Origin of the sequence: Maribacter sp. HS, assembly GCF_048059195.1 — a bacterium.
GTDB lineage: Bacteria > Bacteroidota > Bacteroidia > Flavobacteriales > Flavobacteriaceae > Maribacter > Maribacter dokdonensis.
On sequence record NZ_JAYLVV010000005.1, the window covers coordinates 468005 to 488836 of the forward strand.

Genomic DNA, 20832 nt, shown 5'->3' on the forward strand with positions numbered 1-20832 from the left:
TTTTATTATTCTTTTGATCATACTATTAATATTGACTCATAATCACTTTGTCAAATATACGGTCACCGAACCATTTACGCGCTGTTATGGCAAACTTGGCAGAGTATCCTTTTACGTATCTGATTTTTGGATTTTTTACTGTGGCTGCTTTGGCTATCGTTTTTCCTAATACTTGCACATCTGTAAAGCGATCATTGGTAAAGTCTTTTTTCATTGTATCTGCCACAGAATTTGCAAATGTAGCGTAAGCACCTGAACCAGAGGTTTCTTTTAAACTTTCAGCTGCAATTAATCCCCATGGGGTCTTGACCCCGCCTGGTTCTACAATGACCACATCAATCCCAAATGGTTTAACTTCTAAACGTAGGCAATCGCTCCAACCTTCTAAAGCATGTTTGGTAGCAAAATACCATGCGCCCAAGGGTAGGTAGACCTTACCGCCCATAGACGAAATGTTTACGATCCTACCATAATTGTTTTCTCGCATTTTTGGCAATATCAATTGGGTAATGCGTGCCAAACCAAATAAATTAACTTCGAACTGCCTTTTAGCTTCTGCTATGGAAACATCTTCCACAGTTCCATAAGACCCATAACCTGCATTGTTGATTAGAATATCTATTTTACCCTCTTTATCTAGTATTGTGTTTACGCACGATACAATAGAATCGTCTTTGGTAAGATCCAATGGCATAATTTGTATTCCCTGTAGTTTTAAATCTTGCATTTCTTCTACTCTTCTTGCAGCACCATAAACAGTATAGCCTTTACCGTTTAGAATGTTGGCTGTAGATTTCCCCATGCCAGAAGATGCTCCTGTAATTAGTACTACCTTATTCATGCGTATTTTTTTAAATATATAAATCGGTTTTACCTTGACAAAAGTAAAGTGATACATCTTACTAACTGTATGCTAATTGCCGAATATTGAATACTTTTTTCCTATTCTATACATCTTATGATTTCAGCAAAAAAAAATAGCCTCTATGTACAAATCTTGTACATAGAGGCTAAGTTTTAAATGACTATTATTTATGTATTCAAAAGCGACAAAGTTCTTAAATAGCCGGTTTGTTGGCTACATTAAAATATTTTTTCTTCAACCAAAAGGAAACCTTTACTAAAAAAATCAATGCAGGTACCTCAACCAAAGGACCAATAACTCCAGCAAATGCTTGACCGGAATTTAGACCGAATACGGCAATAGCAACTGCAATGGCCAATTCAAAATTGTTTCCGGCTGCCGTGAAGGCTACAGAGGCTGTTTTATCATATTCCGCTCCGGTTGCCTTGGTGAAAAAGAAACCTATGATAAACATTAATGTAAAATAGATAAGTAACGGTACTGCAATTATCAGCACATCCATTGGTATTTCTACAATCAGTTCACCTTTTAAAGAGAACATGATGACAATGGTAAATAATAGCGCTATCAACGTCATAGGTGATATGGCGGGAATAAATTTGGTGGTGTACCATTCTTCGCCTTTTAATTTCACCAAAATCAATCTACTTAATATCCCCATTAAAAATGGTAGCCCTAAATAAATGGCTACACTTTCTGCAATGGTGCCAATTGATATATCTACTATGGCACCCTCAAAACCGAAGTAGGGAGGAAGCACGGTGATAAATATCCAAGCATAAAAACTGTATGCAAATACTTGAAATATACTGTTCAATGCTACTAAACCTGCTCCATATTCACTGCTGCCATCGGCAAGATCGTTCCAAACCAATACCATGGCAATACAACGAGCCAAACCAATTAATATAAGACCTACCATATATTCTGGATAATCTGATAAAAAGGTAATTGCCAAAATGAACATTAACACAGGACCAATTATCCAATTTAGGATTAAGGAGATAGACAGAATTTTAGTGTTTCTAAATACCTTTGGTAACAACGCATAGTTCACTTTTGCCAATGGCGGATACATCATTAATATGAGACCTATGGCAATAGGAATATTGGTTGTGCCACTATTGAAGGTGTTTATGATATCTGGAAAGCTTGGAAAAAAATAACCTATCGCTACCCCTAAAGCCATTGCGGCAAATATCCACCAAGTTAAATTTTTATCTAGAAAACTTAATTTTTTAGATGCCATTTCTATTTATTGATTTGTGAGAATATGTAAAACAATTCCGTTGCAATTTGAATACTTCTTTCAGCGTATTTTTCAGCTTGTTGCGGTGTGTTGTCAAAAGCCTTTGGGTCTTCAAAAGTAATAGGAACCCTTTTTTCTGCACCAGCAATAAATGGGCAACCGCCATCTGCTTGGGAGCATGTCATCACCGCTGCAAATTCAGATGCGGGATTAAACGGATCTTCATATGATTTTGAAAATCCTATGACCGGATGTTCGTTCTCAGAAAATTTAATGGCATAAACCGGATTGCTGGTTTCTGAAAGTTTTTGAATCTGAAATCCTTGATTCTTTAAAGTCTCCGCAACCATTGGGAATAAGGCAGTAGCCTCCGTTCCACCAGAATAGCAATTCACATTTTTAATATTGAAATATGTTGCCATCGTCTGTGCCCATACTTGAGATAGATGACTTCTTCGTGAATTGTGGGTACAAATAAAGTTTATTCTAATAGCTGAATTAGCTGTTGTTTTCTGTTGAATAAAATCTATTAGCGGTTGTAAAACTTCTTTGCGTTCTTCTGTAATTGAATCAGTACTTAAAGAGCTGATGAATTGCGCTATTTCTGGTAACATAGTTGTTTCTTTAGTGATCATGTTATGGTGTATTATTAATGGTTAACAGCAGTTTCCGTCTGGTGAACAACAAGGTTCATTATTGATTTCTGAAAGATTTAATTTTGGTTTTTCTGCCGGTATGCCACAGTTGTCTTTTGCTAAACAGTCCGTTTGCTTAGATGTTAGTCTAAAATTGGCACCGTCAAAATCTAATCCGAATTTCTCAATGGTATTGCCTTGGTACTCAACTTCTATTTCCAAATCTTCTATTCCCAGTACCTTTTCAGAAAGTTCAATAATGTGTATTAATTTCTCTGGGTGTAATCTGTGGTCATAATCATCTGCATTCCATAATTGAAAGTTGACTACTTCTTCATTACGGACCGTGCCGCCACAATCAATAAAGTTTTTGGTTATTTTACCTACCTCGGTAACATGAAAGTGATTTGGTACCAATTCGCCATTTGGTAATTGAAAGGCAATAGTGTCAAGTGCTGCTAAGTGCTTTTTAACTTCTGATAGTTTCATAATGCTATGTTTTAAATTTTCGTATTTATATTAGTACATCGCAATAATGCGATAAAAGGATTCAAATTTTTTTAACAACAATTATTGCTAGAAATATCTTGATCTAGAAAGTGTGTCATAATATCTTTCATGCTCGCCCAATTTTCTTTGTCAATACAATAGCAAACACTGGTACCTTCTACATTGCCTTTTATTAAACCTAAATTTTTAAGTTCTTTTAAATGCTGTGAAATAGTGGGTTGTGCTAAACCTATTTCATTGACCAAATCTCCACAGATACAAGTATCAATTTTAAATAGATGTTGTAAAATGGCTACACGGGCAGGGTGACCAAATGCTTTAGCGAACAAGGATATCTTGTTCTGCTCATCAGTAAACATTTCAGTTTTTGCTAAACCCATTCTTTAAATAATTGTTTCATTGCAATATTACGATATAATGTAGAACAACAAAGATAATTGATCGTTAAATTTGTGTTATGTGAAGGCTATAAATATAAATTAGAGCCTATTTCGTAGGGAAAAATAATTCTTTTTGCTTCTTTCTAAAGGCTTTAGGGGTTTCGCCTACAGCTTTTTTAAATGTTTTTGTAAAGTATGAATTGTCATAAAAATTAAAGAAATGGGCAATTTCTTCGCTACTCATATCCGTATATACTAGATACCTTTTTATTTCTATGATCAACTTTTCATTGATCAGTTCACTTACGCTCTTGCCCATAGCCTTTTTGGTAATGCGGTTAAGGTTTTGGGGCGTCATATATAATTGAGCGGCATAATCTACCACACTTCTATTGTTTTTAAACTGTTTGTTTATTAAAGACTCTAAAGCCATCATATGCTGGGTGTCAACAGTTACTTTGTTTTCTTTTGAAGCTCGATAAAGTCTTGATAGTTTTACGAGAATTTGGGTGAGTTGAGCTTCAAGCATTTCGTATTTTAAAAAGTCATCATTCACATATTCTGTGTCCATTTCATTTATAAGTCGTTGAAACATAAGTAAATCTTCTTCTGATAATTCAATAAAAGGCTCACTTAAAAATCTATTGAAAATGGGTAAGGATTGTAACCATTGTTGTGCTCCATGTCTTAATATAAAGTCTGCTTGAAAGAGTACGCCAATACCTTCAGTAAACTCACCGTTAATCGCGAAAACTTGCCCCGGGCTACCAAAATAGACCGTGTTTTTTTTGGGCTTGTAACTATTGAAATCAATATTTAGCTCACTATTACTTTCCACAAAAAATGAGATACCGTAGTTAACGTTTCTAAACGGATTGCCACTTTTTATGTATTCGGGCATATTTTCAGGCTTCAGTAAAATAAATTTCGGCTGTGTGCTACTCTTTTGATTTGCGTAATCAGCATACAGTTCCGGTATTCCAATTTGTGGTATATCTTCCATAAAAAATGGTATTTATTTATTTAAAACTACCATTTTATGAGCTAAATAGTGCTTTTTTATGGTATAATGTTCTAATAATACCATAATAGGATATTTAATTACCATTTTTGCGATTAGATGCTACGTTAACTTTGCGCCTCAAAATAGATAATTCTAATATGATGCGTAAATCTGAATTTGGTATGAAGAAAAAATACCTGTGGTATCTACCAAAAAGTCTTTCAATTGTTTTTTTGGTGCTATTAACTATAAGCTGTGGTAACGAGGAAAAACCCAAGGTGAATAAAACCATTAAGGTGGAGGTTATCAACGTTGGTCTCAATACCAATAATTCTCAAGGTAAAGTAGCTTATAATGGTACAATAGAAGCAGATGTAGCTATAAAGTCTAGCTTTCAAGTATCTGGTAATGTAGTACATGTTCCTGTATCTATTGGCGACTTTGTAAAGAAGAACCAATTGATCGCGCAAATTGATGCTACTATTTACTCTAGCCAATATGAACAACAACTTGCCCAGGTACGTTTGGCAAAAGAAAATTACGAGCGTATCAATAATGTCTTCCAAAAAGGAAGTATTGCAGAGATAAGAATGTTAGAAGCTAGATCACAATTTGAACAGGCACAGGCAGCTGCAAAAATGACCTATGAAAATGTACGCCATGCAAAACTTTATGCCCCAATGGACGGGTATGTAAGTGACAAAATGATGGATGTTGGAGATTTGGCGCAACCTGGTCAACCGGTAGTGGAGATCGTGAATATCAATGCTGTAAAAGCTGTATTTCCAATACCTGATGGAGAAATCAATTCCATAACAAAAGGTGATTCTGCAAATGTAAGCCTTCCAACATTGGACAAATCAGTTATAGGAATTGTGGATGAAGTTTCCATACAATCCAATCAAGGCTCACCTGTGTATACGGCATATGTAAAATTGAACAATCCTGATAAGCAGATAAAACCTGGTATGACCTGTAATGTGCGTTTACAGGATAAGGTAGACCAGAATAAAAATGTAAAAGAGGTTATCGTAATTCCTTCAGAAAGTATTGCGGTTACCGAAGATGGTAAACAATATGTATATATAGTTGACAATGGTATCGCGGAAAGAAAATATATAGAAACTGGCGAATTGTATGATAGTGGTATAGTGGTTAAAAAGGGACTTGCCAAAGGAGATCATCTTATTATATCTGGTTATCACAAACTAACACAGAGTACACCGGTAGAAATTGTTAATGACGCTAAGTAGTTTTTAAGATGAAGAAAAAAAGCGGAGCCATAGATTGGGCCTTTAAACATTCTACATTTCCTATAGTACTTGCGTTATGCTTGGTACTAATGGGTGCTTATGGGCTTTTTAACATGCCTAGAAACGAATTCCCCGACTTTACCATAAGACAAGGTCTTATCATTGGGTCGTATCCGGGTGCCTCTTCTGAAAAGGTAGAGCAAGAACTGACATCAAAAGTAGAAGAGTTTTTATTTGGGTACAATGAGGTTGATAAGACCAAAACCTATTCGTATTCCAAAGATGGTCTAATGTACATCTATGTAGAGATATCGGACAAAATTGACCATAATGCTACTGAACAGTTTTGGAATAAGCTAAAGTCAGAGGTGTTGATCTTTCAACAGCTTGAGCTTCCTAGAGAAGTTCAGGGTGTTATGGTGAACAGTGATTTTGGTAGTACGGCTGCCTTAATTCTAGGTGTACAGTCAGATACCAGACCTTACAAAGATCTGCAACGCCATGTAGAGGATATCGAAGATGAATTACGACAGATAGATAACATGGCGAAAATTTCGCATTCGGGCGGACTTACAGAGCAAATTGCCGTGTATGTAGATCAAGATAAATTGGCTAGTTATGGCATAACGCCTGGCAGTATTTCCAACAGTTTACAGAATCAAGGTGCCGTGGTTAGTGCGGGTACCTTGGAAAATTCAGAAAGGGAAAGACCTATCTATCTTGAAACTACCTTGAAGACCGAAGCTGATATTGCCAATCAATCCATAAAAACGGAAGAAAACGGAAATATTATACGTGTACGAGATGTTGCCCGTGTTGTTCGTGAATATGATGATCCAGATTCTTATTTGACCATTAGCGGCTCTAAAGGTATGATCATTACTTTAGAAATGGCGAAGAAAGGCAACATTGTTCAATTTGGTGAAGAAATAGATGAGCGATTAGAAAAGGTGATCAGTGAATTGCCAAGTGATATTACCATTACAAAAATTGCGAATCAGCCAGAAGTGGTCGATCATTCTATAAGCCACTTTATGAAAGAGTTTGGTTATGCCTTGATCGGTGTAATCATCGTTACCCTAATATTGCTTCCGTTCAGGGTGGCATCGGTGGCGGCAGCAACCATACCTATTACCATTTCTGCTACACTTGCCATAATGTATTTTATGGGAATAGAACTGAATACGGTAACGTTAGCGGCGCTTATTGTAGTACTTGGTATTGTAGTAGATGATCCTATTGTAATTATAGATAACTATGTAGAGAAACTTGATGAGGGTATGTCAATACCTGAAGCTGCCGTTAGTAGCGCCAAAGAGCTTTTCCCATCTGTATTTACCGCAACATTGGCTATCTCGGCAACATTTTATCCGTTGTTGTTCTTCATGGAAGGTGTGGCATCAGATTTTATTAGTGCATTTCCGTACGTTATAATTATTGCGCTTACATTATCCTTGATCATATCTATTTTATTGGTGCCTTTCATTAATTCACTTTTCATAAAAAAGGGATTACATGATAACCCTCAAGAAAAAGGACAAGATGATAAAAAATCTATGTTGGACAGGTTGCAGTCCTTTTTTGACAATGCGGTCAATAAAGCCATGGAGCGTTATAAATTGACCATTGGTTTAGGTATTGCGGCAGTAGTAGTTGGTGTATTGCTTTTTGGAGGCATTAGCCAGCAATTATTTCCAAAAGTGGAACGTAATCAATTCTCAATAGAGATCAATTTAAACCCAGGGAGTAGTCTAGATGAAACTACCAAGGTGGTAAACGGATTGGAGAAAGTATTAAAAGCCGATGAGCGTGTAGCATTTTACACCAGTTTTATTGGTCAAAGTTCTCCTCGTTTCCATACGTTGTATGCACCAAACCTGCCAGCAAAAAACTATGCGCAAATTTTGGTAACCACCATATCTGACGATGCTACGGTTGAGGTTTTGAACGAGTATGATGAAAAATATGCGGATATGTATCCAAATGCATATTTAAGGATGAAGCAATTGGATATGGCAGGCACCGCCGCTCCAATAGAGGTGCGACTATATGGTACTGATGTTGATCAGCTTAAAAAGTATGGCGATACCATAATCAATATTGCACGTAATACACCAAAAACACTTTGGAGCAGAACTGACTTTGGCAGCATGAAAGAAGCTGTAAAAATGGATGTTAAGCAGAATGAAGCTGCAAGGTTAGGTCTAAACAACAGGGATATTGCCAATGCCGTTGCAGTGAACACTACGGGTTTAAAAGCTACCGAGGTTTGGGATGAGGAGTATACTATTGATGTGAAGATTAAAAGTGAGAATCAGCACCGGCAAAATGTATCGGATCTGCGTCAGCTATCTATAATATCTGCACAGAAACAAGCAAAGGTTCCTTTACGACAAGTAGCCGAGATTACCCCGCAATGGTCTCAAGAACAAATTACCAATAGAAATGGAAACCGTTGCCTTACCGTTCGTGTAGACATTACCAAAGATGCGGTTGCCAATGAGGTACTCGCAGAAATGACACCTCATATTGATGAAATTACCTTTCCCGAGGATATCAGAATAGAGTATGGTGGTGAGTACGAGCTGCAAATAGAGAACAATAAACCAATGGGACTTTCCCTTATGCTTAGTGTGGTATTGATTTTCTTGATACTGCTATGGCACTTCAAAAACTTTATGCACGCACTTTTAAGTTTTATCACCATGCCATTGAGCATTTTTGGCGCGGCTTTAGGGTTGATATTGATGCAGTATCCTTTTGGATTTACCTCATTCCTTGGTCTTTTGGCGCTATGTGGTATTGTAGTAAGAAACGGAATTATATTAATTGATTATGCAGATGAGTTAAGGCATGAACATGGCTACAGTGTTAAAAAAGCCGCTATTCTAGCAGCGGAAAGACGTATGCGCCCTATTTTCTTGACATCTTCCGCAGCAGCTGTTGGGGTAATACCTATGATCGTTAGTCGCTCTAGCTTATGGGGGCCGTTGGGTACCGTAATTGCATTCGGACTCATGTTCTCCATGGTGCTTACTTTATTTGTTCTTCCTGTGCTGTACTGGTTGTTCTTTAGAAAAGAGGATAATGAGACTACCACGGAAGAAGTGGTCAACACTAATGTTTAATAGTAGAATTTAAGTAATGAAACACATAAATACTTATTTATTCAAGTTTGGTAAATCACGTAGCTTTTTAACGATATTTTGTTCCGTGGCTATATTAGGTAATGTTTTTGCCCAACAAATTTCATTGGAAGAAAGTAAAGAAGCTGCTTTAAAGCATAGTAATGCCATTAAGAACGGTTTGCTGACCATAGAGAAATCAGAAGCCTTTAAACGGGAAATGGTGGCAAACTATTTTCCTAATGTAGAGGCTAGTGCACTTGGGCTATATGCGCCCAATGATCTCATTGGTCCTATAGAGGGTTTTCTTCCCAATGGTATAGATAACTTATATAATGCCAGTGCAACGGCAACCGAAGTAATTTATGCCGGCGGAAAAATTAGAAACTCCAATGCATTGGCAGATATACAACTGGAGACTTCACAAATCAGGGCGGAACAAGCGGTAGATAGCGTTTTGTTGGTAACCGAAAATAAGTTTTGGCAATTGGTACAAATACAAGAGCAACAAAAAGTGGTAGAGACCAATGAGATTTATCTAGATGAACTCTTAAAACAACAGCAGGATCTATTGGAAGCGGGTCTTATTGCCAAAAACCAATTGTTACAGGTAAAGGTCAACCGTAGCGAATTGCTTTTAAATAAAAGTAGATTGGAGAATATGCGCAAACTCGCATTGCTGGATTTTTCTCTTTATGTAGGCGTGGCTTATTCACCAAATATGAAAGCCGCTGCAGATTTTGATCAAACAATGGTTCCTGATTTTATGTATACCGAGCCAGATATGGATCTTACTGGTAACAGTAATTATGAACTGCTTGAAAAGTCTATCACGGCAAGTAGCCTGCAGACTAAAATGGCAAAAGCAGATATGTTACCTTCTTTGGCGGTAGGAGTGAGTGCCGTTGAATTTGGTGCTTTTGATGATGATTTGGATAGCCAGTTTACCGGCTTAGCCTTTGGTTCTTTAAGTATCCCCATTTCAGATTGGTGGGGCGGCGGTAAGCAAAGACTTAAGCAAGAAAGAATACAAGAAGAAATAGCCCAGAACAACCGTATGGATGGTATAGACCAATTAAAAGTGGCTATTACCCAAAGTTGGTATGATTTGTTGAATGCACATGAGCAAATTCAATATGCATTGGAAAACAAGCAATTGGCAGAAGAAAACTTAAAAGTGAACAGAGACAATTATGATAACGGCTTAAGTAATTTAACCGATTTATTAGATGCACAGGCCATGGCGCAGAATGCCCAATCTACATTGATAGACGCCTATACAAATTATGAAAATAAAGAAATCACTTATCTGTACAGAACGGATCAATTGGTAGTTCCAACTTTAGAGAGTTTAAAACAATAACCAAAGCTATAGCCTAAACTTTATATTTCAGAAATTTCTAGATTGCCAGCATCAATAAGGAATATCAGGTCCGTATGAAAATGAAACAGATATTTAGAATGTTGACCCTGGCGGTAATGTGGCTAATTGCCATAATGGTATTTGACATAGTGCTGAATATAAAAATTTTTCAAAGTGAAGATTGGCTTGCTTATTTAGAATATACATTTACCTCAATTCTACCTTTTGTGCTGGTTTACTGTTTGGTAATTAGTGCAAGCGATGTTTTTTTGTTACGTAAAATGCTTAGAGATTATCCGTTTGCGAAAGTGGTATTCATAAAAGCCATTTTACAATTTGCGGTGATGTACTTTATACATTTTGTAGGTACATATATAATTTTTGAATTAATGCCACCAAGTTCTAATGAAGCGGTCAATGCACATTATGCCTATTTAGGGTCTTCACTTAATATATTCTATATCATATATTTTTTTGTAGTTAGTTTTCATTTCAGTTTATATGCACAGGTTTCTAGAAAATTTGGTTCTACAAATCTTTATGATATTATCATGGGTACTTATTTTAAACCGAAAGAAGCTCAGCGTATATTTATGTTTTTAGATCTAAATCAGTCTACGACAATAGCCGAAGAAATTGGGCACCTTAAATATAGCAGACTCATACAAGAATGCTTTAGCAAGTTAACCCATCACATTGAAAATTATGATGCTGAGGTGTACCAGTATGTAGGGGATGAGGCGGTACTTACGTGGCAAAAATCTAACAGTATTGCAGCGCAACAATGCCTGGACCTATTTAAGGATTTTCAAGATAATTTAGATGCAACGGCACATGAATTTGAAGATGAGTTTGGTTGGGTACCTAAGTTTAAATCTGGTGTGTGTTATGGTACAGTAGCCATTGCTGAAGTAGGGGACTATAAAAGGGATATTGCTTTTCATGGCACTGTTTTAAATACGGGAGCCAGATTGTGTCAATTATGCAAAGAAATCAATGAAGATATTCTTTTCTCGAATTCGTTCTTTTCACTTTTGAGCCATGGTGTAGACCGGTTGGATTATATAGGAGATTATATGCTTACAGGTAGAACGTCTAATGAAAAAGTGTATCGCTTATTAAGCTAGTATTCTGCCATACTTTTTACATAAAATATTTGTTGACATGAAGTGATGTTAATTTACAGAAGAAAAATCTGGAGTAAGAGATTTTATTAGTTTGGCAATTTTAAGGTGTCTTTTTAACCGAATACATTAAATCAACAATTTCTTAACCTAAACTTTTGAAAATGAGTATTTTCTATGTTACTTTTATAATAGAATAAAATACTATAAAAAATGGCACTGAAAAAACAAGTAAAAGGAAAATATACATTAGTCACCTTTACCATAGCGGAAAATGAAGCACCTAGTACGTCTAACGTAATACTATTGGGCGATTTTAATAATTGGCAGACAAACGATAGTTCTTTTCAAATGGAGAAGAAAGGTGGTAGCTATGAGAAGAGTGTAAAACTGGAAAATGGTAAAAAATATGAATTTAGGTATTTGAGTGATGATAAGGGCTGGTTCAATGACCATGCTGCAGACGCATATGTACCTTCTCCATATTTTGGAATAGATAATAGTGTGGTTGATTTAAGTGCTTTACCGGAAAAAAAGAAAACTGTAAAGAAAGTTGCCGCTAAAAAGCCAGTAGCTAAAAAGACGGTTGCCAAAAAGCCTGTAGCGAAGAAAACAACGACCAAGGCAAAAAAAGATGATCTTAAGAAAATTGAAGGTATTGGCCCTAAAATTGCATCAATATTGACCGAGAATGGTTATGGTACTTTCAGTGCGCTTAGTAAGGCATCAGTAAAATCTTTAGAGGAAATTTTAAAAGCTGCTGGGCCTCGTTACACTATGCACAAACCAGGTACATGGCCAAAGCAAGCTAAATTGGCAGCTTCTGGTGACTGGGATAAATTAAAAACTCTGCAAGATAAATTAGACGGAGGAAAGTAAACTAGCTATATGCTATAGTACAAAAGCCCCAACTTTAAAATTGGGGCTTTTGTATTTAACGTTTTTTGGAGTGTTGTAATGAATTCAAAAAACAACTGGCTTTTTCATTTTTAAGAAATTAGGTGTCTATTTTTTAAAATGATTTAACCTTTTGTGTGCTAATGTAGCGCAAAAAGTAAGATATTAGGTTTTACTGGGTAGCAGTGAAATCTTGCCCCTCATATTCAGACCAGGAACAGTCTGCGGGTTCTTCTAATACACTTTTTACCATTTCAATAAGTTTGGGGTCTTCATCTTTAAAAATAGATTCTCCGCCCATTATTAAAGCCCTACTTAGTTCGTCGCACATTTTGTCGGTATTCTTGGTCAGGTAGTTTAATTGACCTAACCTAAGATGTAAAAACGGGTTGCCAATAGTATCCTTAAATTGCATTACAAAATTGAAATTTTCGAAAGCCTCGTCTATCATTCTTGCCGCAAAATATACTTCTGCTATATGTACAATAATATATCTACCCGCCCTGGTTCTTTTTTGATCATCGGTAAGAGATTCATATATTTTTAAAAGCTCATTGGTCTTAGTTTCAGAATCTTTTTCATTGTTAAGCACAATTGAATCTATTTCTAACATACGAGTTTCAATAGATTTAGGTACGTTTATGTATTTCTTGATTTTTTGTACATCTACCTTTTTATTAATTGCAAGTTGATTAAACTGTTGTTTACTATTATTCTTATTAAATAAATTGAATAATCCCATATGTTATATTTTAAATATTGATCAAAGGTTTGTTGGGTCTCTAAAAATCAGGAAATTTTTTGGCTTTTGTTATATTCCAGTCCTCTTTTATAATGCTGTAATACACATCATTTCTACTGTTGCCATTGGGCGCTATGTAATTGTTTCTAAATAGACCTTCTTTTTTTGCTCCTAACTTTTCAATGGCTCTTTGTGATCGTAGGTTGTCTTCATCAGCACTGAATTGTATTCTTCTAAATCCGATATTTTCAAATCCGAATTTTAGTAATTCATACTTGCAAGCATGGTTAAGTCCTGTGCCTTGAAATTGTGTGCCATACCAAGTCCATCCAATTTCACATTTTTGACTGGCTTTATTAAGGTAGCCATATCTGGTACTTCCGGCTACTTGATCTGTTCGTTTGTCTATAATAAGAAACGGGTAGCATACGCCCATATCTTGGTCGTTCAGAGTATTTTTTAAATAATTTTCAAATTCGAGCTCGTTATTCATGGTCATACCCATATAAGTCCAAATATCTGTATCAAAAATTATGTTCTTTAATTCTTTGTTCCTCTTGTTTTTAAAAGGGAGTAAAAGCACTCTATCATTTTCTAAATGAATAGTAGTGTCTAAAAGTTCTATGTTCATACTCAATGCATTTTTGTATGTAAGCTGACAATTTAGCCTGTATACATGCTGTTAAGACTAATTGTAGGCACTAAAAAAATAGATACACTCAAAGATTATTTTACAAATATCAAAAACCTAATTTATAAGAAAAGATCAACAACTTTTGAGTTCAATGTGATAGATAAAAGTCAATACTCTAAAGCCCCATAAAGTCATAGTTTGTACTGCTTTTATTTTATCATTTTCATCATGCACAACAAGTTTATCTTTAAATGATTTTATATACTTGGTCCATAAACTTCCATTGGTGTCTTCCAGTAAAAAATAAAATCCACTTTCTCCAATTCTTTTTCCTAGCGATTGTAAAACTAATTCACCGTTACTGCCTACACTGGGCTCTAGAATAACGGTTGCATTTCCGTTTGGTAATGGAAACATCGCCTTAATACAGCTTTTTCCATTTGGTATTATACAAGTTTCGTATACCCCGGAATACACTACTTGATTGCTTTTTGCAAATGTTCTTAGCCAAACTGTTCTTTTTAAATCTTTACTTTTCTTGTCTACTAAGTGGATAATATCACTTTTTAAAATTTTAGCATCTGTATTGTTTTTCATGGGAAGATTTAATTGTTCAATTCTATTGCTGAACAATATTTTTAGCAAGAAACCAAAAGCTTTAAAAAAAGGATTCCATTTTACGGTAAGGTCAAAATCGTAGTTACTCGTATTTTCATAAAAATCTATTACGTTCTTAGATAAACGCTCCTGTTCTTGTGATGTAAGTCCTAGTTGGTCAATAGATGGTATAAGTCCCTTGTTAATTTGGTTTAATTCTATTTCCAATTGCTCCCTAACAGCTAATTGCTGAATGAATTTTTGACCAATACCTTTTGTGTTTCCAAACGGACCAACTAGCCATTCATAGTCTTTGCGAATTATTTTTTTACCAAAAAGTATAACCCATTGCTGCGTTATCCAATCTTGAAAATTTTGTTTTAATGAAGCTATTTCCATCAAGTTGTATGCAATTCAAAGTATGGAATATAGGTGTCTTTTTCCTGCCATGTGCCAAATTCTGAAATGGGCTTAAACCTTAAAGTTACAAACTCAAAATGAAAACTTTTTCTCTCTCTTTCTTTCATGGCATTTGCATGTCTTTTGGGTTGAGCCATTTTACTATGACCGTGGACCATATTGGTCATTTCTTTTTCTGTTTTCCAGATAGAGAAAGTTGAAATGGTATTGGGAAATTTAAATGATGCCATTGATAATAGGGTGCCGTTGTGATCACGGACCAATTTTTCTACAGGTCTGCCCCAACGTAAGAACCTGGGAATTGCCCATGGTTTCATTCGTGCAATGGTCACGGCAACTACTGGTGAGGAAGCTAATTCTAATGTTGCCTTATGTTCCGGTATTTTGAATTTACTGGTTTTTCCCCATTGTCGCATAAATGCCAGTCGTACATGCCAACCATTGTTTAGTTGGGCACCAAATTTCTCTTTTTGTAAATAGTCATCAAGTGCTTTTTCATTTTCCCATTGTGCAAATACTGCCATCTGTCTTGTTAAAAATCTTGATGGGGAAAAGATAGGGGCACCTAATTTCATTGCTGTCATATACTCAGCATGTACAAGACCAGGTGTTTCTTTGTCTAGAGGGTTTACAAACAAACTTTTCACTGCATATGAAAATGATATTTCAACCAGGTGATAAGTAAATATATTCATAAACGTATTTGTGGAATTTGACCTTACTAAGAGTACTAAAATACGAAGAAGGTTTAATTAACTTTTATTGTATTAGCTTATCTTTTTTTAGGTAACGGGTGGCACTTAATGTAATGCCATACTATTTTGAATTTGATGCTAAATAAGAATTTAGAGGTAGCTTTAGTTCTTTAAATATAATGTTTTGTATTTAATGAGTTAAAATAAGAGGGCATTGTAAATGCTTAGTTGATTAAAAGTGTTTATTCCGTGAAAATAACATAAGTTCCTGATTCAGTATTCAATTCAAATTCGGAATTGAGGACCATTATTTCATTGTAATCCGTATAAGAACAACAGTCTTCTATTTTTCTTTCAGCATTTACATAAAAGTCAAAAATGTGATTATTGGCTATATGAATTTCCAAATTCACGGTTTCTGTTTCCCACCCAATTGAACTAATATGAATAATGTTGATGTCATTTTCCGAAATAAAGGAAAAATCTATAGGTTCATCATTATTTAAGTTGTCAGTTATTGTAATTTCATTGGAGTTAAACATCCCATTTGTGAATAAATTTTCTCCGCTTGTTTTGTCAACAATTTCAAAACTGAAACCTTGAGGTGGAGTAAAACATTCTCCACAATTGTCGTTATTACAACTTTGGAAAATTATTGTAAAAAGTATTACTAATAAGTAGACTTTTCTCATTTGTAGTTTTCTTTATAGATGTAATTCTTTTGAATAGTTGCGTACTGAAATTAGATAGCACTATCGGGTTCGCACAGGTAAACAAGGTGTTGCACCTCTCGGCGATCGCCTACAATCTCAAAACCTGCCTGCCTGCCGGCAGGAGTACCTGAAATTCGAGAACGAACGCTCCAAAAGCGGGGCGGGAAAGCTTGCCTTGCCATTATTCGTAAAAATTATGGTCCATTACTTGAAAAGCCTTTCTCGGGCGCATGGAAAATTCATGTTCAACTTCTAGTTTAGCATAAAAAAAGCCCCTTTAAGAGGCTTATATCGATAGTGATTATCTCTAATTATAGGCTTGTGCAACGGTTACAATTGTTGTAAGTAGTTTTTTCTTTCAGTTACTAATTCAGTTAATTTATTTAGTTTTATTTGGTCAATTTTTTTCCAATTCGTTTTATCAAATTCCAATGAATTGAACTTTTTTAAACTCCGATACATTGGTAAAATCATAGTCTTAAAATCTCCTGTCAATTTATAAATCAGATTACGTTTTTTACTTATTCCACCACTTTTTGAAATAATAAAGTCAATTCCCTTTCCTCTTGGTTTTAGTTCAAAGAAATAACATTCAGGCTCCAAGTTCCAACATATTTCCGTTTCAATTCCGTTCAGAGTTAAAATTAGAGATTCACAAAGTTTGTCAGTCGGATTTTCGGGAACATTTGAAGTAATAAAATTCAATTCAAAGTCCGAAGTTTTAAAGTTTGTAGGTAACCAACCATTTTTAGGAATATCAAATTTTAATTGCAATTTGCTCATTAATTTTAATTTCGAAAAGCACAATGAAAGCAAATAACACACAAATTATGGAAAATACTTGGAAAAAGATTTTCATTCCTTTGAAAATACCTGGTGATTTTTCAATCAAATTTGGATTATGCTTTTTATGAAACCTTAATTGGAATTTCACAATTATTGGACCAACGAACCAAAAAATTAAAGCTGCGAAAATTAAAAATAATGTTGGTTTTTTTTTGTCCAAAAATTTGCATCAAAATTACTTACAACGGTTTAGCTCGTATGTTTGGTTCTTAGTTTGAAGATACTATAAAATGAATAAAAAAAAGATGATAAAGGAGAGAGATTCCTTTATCGAAATTCACTAGTATATGCATTTACAAATCTTAATGCATCAGTCAGTTTTATTGGTGTTTTTATCAAGCTTTTCTTGCAAAAATGTTCTTTTCTTTCTTTTTCTATTTTTATATAATGATAGAGAGATATATGAGAATGCTGCAAAAATCAGAGTAATAATTACACCTGCACCTCCTTCAGGAACTGTCATGAAATTACCCAATATGCTATTGAATAAAGCACCTAGAAAGATACTTATTAAAAGATTTTTCATTTTTTTAAATGTTTTACAACGGTCTTGTGTATGAAACGTAGTGTATAAAAAAACGCTAACTTTTCGGATTTAACACGAGCCAAATTTTTATTTTTTCTATTTATCTTTTGAATTCTAAATATACAAAAATAAAATTTTGGCGAACTTAAAAAATAAGCAAAAACCTCTCGGAAAGCCTGTAATAGCTATGTTTTATACACGTCTTAAGTTTGATTCTCAGTAAATTGTTGATATAACTAGAAAGAACAAAAGAGAGAATTAAGGTTACTATATACGGTGAAGCTTTAGACTTCGGCAACATTGATAACCCTCTCTCTTTTACTACTTAGATCACGTTCAGTTCCCTGCCTGCCGGCAGGCAGGTGTGAGACCTTAGATCTCGTTTTCAAGTTGTTGTGAGCAGAAGTAGCCGGTTCTTTCATAAAATATATCTTATGAATAAATATAAAGAAACTTTTGGAGTCGACATCAGTAAAGATGTCTTTGATGTACATGGTAGTAACAAAGGTCACGACCAGTATAAGAACGATGAAACTGGATTTAAGAAATTCCTTAAGGAACTGCCCAAATGTTCGTTGGTCGTTATGGAAGCTACCGGTTATTATCATTATAGACTTGCCCAGTTTCTTTACAAAAATGGAGTAATAGTTTCAGTAGTAAACCCATTATCCGTAAAACGTTTCATTCAAATGAAACTGGCTAAAGTAAAAACGGACAAGAGCGATGCCAAGGCTATATGTGAGTATGCCCTTATTAACGAGGTACCTATTTACAATGCCTTGACGGATATCCAGAGCGAATGTTTACAGTTGTTCCGGTTATTGGATATCTATTTAAAACAACGTACCGCGACCAAGAACAAGATACACGGAGAAGCTGTTCTCGGCATACCTTCAAAGTTTGTTTATCGTTCCTTGATACGTAATAAGAAACTGCTCAATAAAGAGGTAGCCGCTATCGAATCAAAGATTCTGTCATTGGTAAAAGAGGACCAACAGGAGCAATTGACTTTATTGATGTCAATACCCGGTATAGGTCAAAAGACTGCATTGTTCCTAATAGTGGTCACCGATGGGTTCAATAAGTTCGAAAATGCGGCACAGCTTTGTAGCTATGTAGGTATAACCCCAACGATACGGGAATCGGGGAGCAGTGTGAGAGGTCGTGCGCGAATAAGCAAGGTCGGCAATAGAAAGCTTCGTAATCTACTGTTTCTATGTTCTTTCAATGCCTGTAAACATAACAAGCCTTGCAAAGAGGTATATGAGCGAATCGTGAACAAGGGGAAGAGCAAGAAACTGGCATTGATCGCTGTAGCTAACAAACTACTCAAACAGTCTTTTGCCATTGCAAAATCTGGAAGACCATATGATGAAACTTACGTTTCTACATTGCCTGGATAAATAGAAAATAGATCGAATAAAAAAAGCTCAAAGAATCAAGTTATTGAATCTATGAGCCTGAAATAATATTGTCTCGGATTAAAGAAGAATTTGTTTGTTTTTTATCTCAGTTCTTTGTTGGCGGTAGTTATTTCCGCTCAAGTTCTTTTTGCCAATTGTCCAAAAGTCCTTCTGCTACTTTGAAGAATTTTGTTCTGAATAATGGATGTAGTAAGGTGTTTTGAATTTTTTTATTGTATTGGAATTCAAATCGTAATACAATTTTGGTTGTAGTCTTATCAATTTCTTCGACAGCCCAAAATCCGTTCAGAAACTTGAATGGATAGGGATAATCAGGTTCGGTTGTGTGAACGACATAGGCATATTCTTTTTCTTCAGTCCACAAAGTGCAAGTTTCTGCCCAAGTGTCTTTTCCGTGAGAGCAAGTTCGTACCATTCCAATTCCGTCTCCCGAAATTATTTTCACATCATCAATGTTAGTGGCAAACATAGCATAATTCCCAACATCGGAAATTAGTTGCCAAGTTGTTTTCTTGTCAGCCTTTACCGTTCGTTCAAAATGCCATTGTTTGCCTTTTTTATTAGGGTTATTGTCGATTTTCGCTAATTCTATCGCTTGGTTAATCGCCATAAACAGAACAATTATAGCAATGATTCCGATAATTACGTTTCCTGCTATTGAAATTGAAAAGGGATTCATTATTAACAAAACTATACTACCGATTACCCAAATAAAATCTTGAACTATAATCAATAAAATGGCTAGCGACCTTTGTTTAATAACTTCCAAAATAATTGTACAAGCAAAGTACACCAAAGCAAGCCCGACAACCCAAAATACTGTGTTGTTCTCGGTCTCGAAAATTTTAGCAATTTGTTGATTGAAGGCAATTAATAGTATGCCAGATGTTCCTGAAAATATTGCATTCGCTTTTAAAGCGGTTTTTAATTTGTTCATTTCGTTAAAATTTGTTTTGGCAAAGTTCTTTGAAATGAACCTAAATTCTCTTGATAAATGTTAAGAAGTTGGTTGATTTAGGTTTTTTCTTAATCTGCTCAAAGATTCGGGCGTGATTCCGAGCATAGAGGCAATGTATTGTAAAGGTACGTGGTTAAAAAGTGCTGGCTCATCATTGAGCAAATTCTCAAATCTTTGTTGTGCCGTGGTATGAAGTTGAGAGAACATACTTTTTTCCAACAATGCGAATGAATGTGCTAACAACAAATTATCAAATTCGAGCCATTTTGGTTGTTGCTTGCAAAGTTCAAAATGCTTTTGTCTTTTAATAACAAAAATGGTACAATCGGTTACTGCTTGTATATTCCAAAAATTTTCGGATTTAAAAATAAAACTCGAAAGAGAAGTAATGAATTTTCCGTTGCTCCCAATCCAAAAAGTAATTTCCTTTCCGTCTGCAATGTCATACATCCTTAAATATCCTGATTGAATAAATGCCATTTCTTGACAGATTCTACCGGATTTTATAAAAAATTCTCCTTTCTTTATTGTTTGAATATCAAAAGCTGAAACAATAGATTCTAAAGATTCTTTGTCAATTTTGATTTGATTCGATATGCAGTTTCTTAATTGTTCCAATGTTTTTTTATAATTACCGCCAACGGTCTCGTATAACCGTCAGTTACGGGTTAAATTAGCGATTATTTTCGGTTTAGCACAAGCCTTAGCAATTCCGAGTGGATTCGGACGTAGTCGAATCCGCCGTAATTGCGGTTAGCATCTATGTAAAAGCAGTAAGTCGAGTATCTTTAAGATGAACTAAAAATCAAAGATATGAACACTCAAATTACTGCTACACCTAAGTTATTCATTGGTATCGACATACACAAACGC

21 protein-coding genes are annotated in these 20832 nt (G+C 35.2%); 6 read left to right on the top strand and 15 right to left on the bottom strand.

Annotated features, from left to right (window positions below):
• Positions 1 to 25: 25 nt before the first annotated feature.
• The 6 genes from VBZ51_RS14825 to VBZ51_RS14850 all read right to left on the bottom strand — a co-directional run bounded on the left by VBZ51_RS14825 (position 26) and on the right by VBZ51_RS14850 (position 4642).
• Positions 26 to 841 (bottom strand): oxidoreductase, encoded by an 816-nt coding sequence (locus VBZ51_RS14825; RefSeq protein ID WP_416577432.1) that lies wholly within the window; start codon positions 839 to 841, stop codon positions 26 to 28.
• A 217-nt stretch (positions 842 to 1058) separates the two neighbouring features.
• Positions 1059 to 2114, bottom strand: a complete 1056-nt coding sequence (gene arsB / locus VBZ51_RS14830) for an ACR3 family arsenite efflux transporter (RefSeq protein WP_416577433.1) — start codon at positions 2112 to 2114, stop codon at positions 1059 to 1061.
• A gap of 2 nt (positions 2115 to 2116) precedes the next feature.
• Positions 2117 to 2749, bottom strand: coding sequence for a low molecular weight phosphatase family protein (locus tag VBZ51_RS14835; protein ID WP_300025156.1), 633 nt, complete (start codon positions 2747 to 2749; stop codon positions 2117 to 2119).
• A 21-nt stretch (positions 2750 to 2770) separates the two neighbouring features.
• Complete coding sequence (locus VBZ51_RS14840) at positions 2771 to 3238, bottom strand: DUF6428 family protein (RefSeq protein WP_215997602.1); 468 nt, start codon at positions 3236 to 3238, stop codon at positions 2771 to 2773.
• A 71-nt stretch (positions 3239 to 3309) separates the two neighbouring features.
• On the bottom strand, positions 3310 to 3639 hold the full coding sequence (locus VBZ51_RS14845) for an ArsR/SmtB family transcription factor (RefSeq protein ID WP_074673558.1): 330 nt from the start codon (positions 3637 to 3639) through the stop codon (positions 3310 to 3312).
• A gap of 106 nt (positions 3640 to 3745) precedes the next feature.
• Positions 3746 to 4642 (bottom strand): AraC family transcriptional regulator, encoded by an 897-nt coding sequence (locus VBZ51_RS14850; protein WP_416577434.1) that lies wholly within the window; start codon positions 4640 to 4642, stop codon positions 3746 to 3748.
• 158 nt (positions 4643 to 4800) lie between these two features.
• Here VBZ51_RS14850 and VBZ51_RS14855 point away from each other — a divergent pair, with 158 nt between their 5' ends.
• From VBZ51_RS14855 to VBZ51_RS14875, 5 genes are all read left to right on the top strand, one after another.
• On the top strand, positions 4801 to 5895 hold the full coding sequence (locus VBZ51_RS14855; protein ID WP_416577435.1) for an efflux RND transporter periplasmic adaptor subunit: 1095 nt from the start codon (positions 4801 to 4803) through the stop codon (positions 5893 to 5895).
• A gap of 8 nt (positions 5896 to 5903) precedes the next feature.
• Positions 5904 to 9023: an efflux RND transporter permease subunit gene (locus VBZ51_RS14860; RefSeq protein ID WP_416577436.1), complete on the top strand. Its 3120-nt coding sequence runs from the start codon at positions 5904 to 5906 to the stop codon at positions 9021 to 9023.
• Between the two features lie 16 nt (positions 9024 to 9039).
• Positions 9040 to 10383 carry a TolC family protein gene (locus tag VBZ51_RS14865; protein ID WP_416577437.1) on the top strand — a complete coding sequence of 448 codons (1344 nt, stop codon included), beginning with the start codon at positions 9040 to 9042 and terminating at the stop codon, positions 10381 to 10383.
• Between the two features lie 80 nt (positions 10384 to 10463).
• A complete protein-coding gene (locus VBZ51_RS14870) occupies positions 10464 to 11510 on the top strand; it encodes an adenylate/guanylate cyclase domain-containing protein (protein ID WP_416577438.1) in 1047 nt (348 codons plus the stop codon).
• A gap of 210 nt (positions 11511 to 11720) precedes the next feature.
• Positions 11721 to 12386, top strand: coding sequence for a helix-hairpin-helix domain-containing protein (locus tag VBZ51_RS14875; protein WP_099192050.1), 666 nt, complete (start codon positions 11721 to 11723; stop codon positions 12384 to 12386).
• Between the two features lie 190 nt (positions 12387 to 12576).
• Here the strand turns inward: VBZ51_RS14875 and VBZ51_RS14880 are convergent, their stop codons facing one another.
• The 7 genes from VBZ51_RS14880 to VBZ51_RS14910 all read right to left on the bottom strand — a co-directional run bounded on the left by VBZ51_RS14880 (position 12577) and on the right by VBZ51_RS14910 (position 17577).
• Positions 12577 to 13146 (bottom strand): hypothetical protein, encoded by a 570-nt coding sequence (locus VBZ51_RS14880; RefSeq protein ID WP_416577439.1) that lies wholly within the window; start codon positions 13144 to 13146, stop codon positions 12577 to 12579.
• Positions 13147 to 13186: 40 nt separating this feature from the next.
• Positions 13187 to 13777, bottom strand: a complete 591-nt coding sequence (locus tag VBZ51_RS14885; RefSeq protein ID WP_416577440.1) for a GNAT family N-acetyltransferase — start codon at positions 13775 to 13777, stop codon at positions 13187 to 13189.
• 135 nt (positions 13778 to 13912) lie between these two features.
• Entirely contained in the window at positions 13913 to 14776 is an 864-nt protein-coding gene (locus tag VBZ51_RS14890) for a hypothetical protein (RefSeq protein ID WP_416577441.1), read from the bottom strand.
• Entirely contained in the window at positions 14776 to 15492 is a 717-nt protein-coding gene (locus VBZ51_RS14895; protein ID WP_416577442.1) for a hypothetical protein, read from the bottom strand. The genes VBZ51_RS14890 and VBZ51_RS14895 overlap by 1 nt, the downstream gene beginning before the upstream one ends.
• Positions 15493 to 15734: 242 nt before the next feature.
• Positions 15735 to 16184: a hypothetical protein gene (locus VBZ51_RS14900; protein ID WP_416577443.1), complete on the bottom strand. Its 450-nt coding sequence runs from the start codon at positions 16182 to 16184 to the stop codon at positions 15735 to 15737.
• 351 nt (positions 16185 to 16535) lie between these two features.
• Complete coding sequence (locus VBZ51_RS14905; RefSeq protein ID WP_416577444.1) at positions 16536 to 16988, bottom strand: hypothetical protein; 453 nt, start codon at positions 16986 to 16988, stop codon at positions 16536 to 16538.
• A 373-nt stretch (positions 16989 to 17361) separates the two neighbouring features.
• Entirely contained in the window at positions 17362 to 17577 is a 216-nt protein-coding gene (locus VBZ51_RS14910) for a hypothetical protein (protein ID WP_416577445.1), read from the bottom strand.
• 434 nt (positions 17578 to 18011) lie between these two features.
• Here VBZ51_RS14910 and VBZ51_RS14915 point away from each other — a divergent pair, with 434 nt between their 5' ends.
• The gene (locus VBZ51_RS14915) at positions 18012 to 18980 is read left to right on the top strand and encodes an IS110 family transposase (protein ID WP_416577446.1); all 969 of its coding nucleotides are present in this window, start codon (positions 18012 to 18014) and stop codon (positions 18978 to 18980) included.
• A 127-nt stretch (positions 18981 to 19107) separates the two neighbouring features.
• On the opposite strand, the gene VBZ51_RS14920 is transcribed toward VBZ51_RS14915, so the two are convergent.
• Both VBZ51_RS14920 and VBZ51_RS14925 read right to left on the bottom strand, forming a co-directional pair.
• Positions 19108 to 19938 (bottom strand): type II toxin-antitoxin system RatA family toxin, encoded by an 831-nt coding sequence (locus VBZ51_RS14920; RefSeq protein ID WP_416577447.1) that lies wholly within the window; start codon positions 19936 to 19938, stop codon positions 19108 to 19110.
• Positions 19939 to 19998: 60 nt separating this feature from the next.
• A complete protein-coding gene (locus VBZ51_RS14925; RefSeq protein WP_416577448.1) occupies positions 19999 to 20577 on the bottom strand; it encodes a Crp/Fnr family transcriptional regulator in 579 nt (192 codons plus the stop codon).
• Positions 20578 to 20832 lie beyond the last annotated feature (255 nt).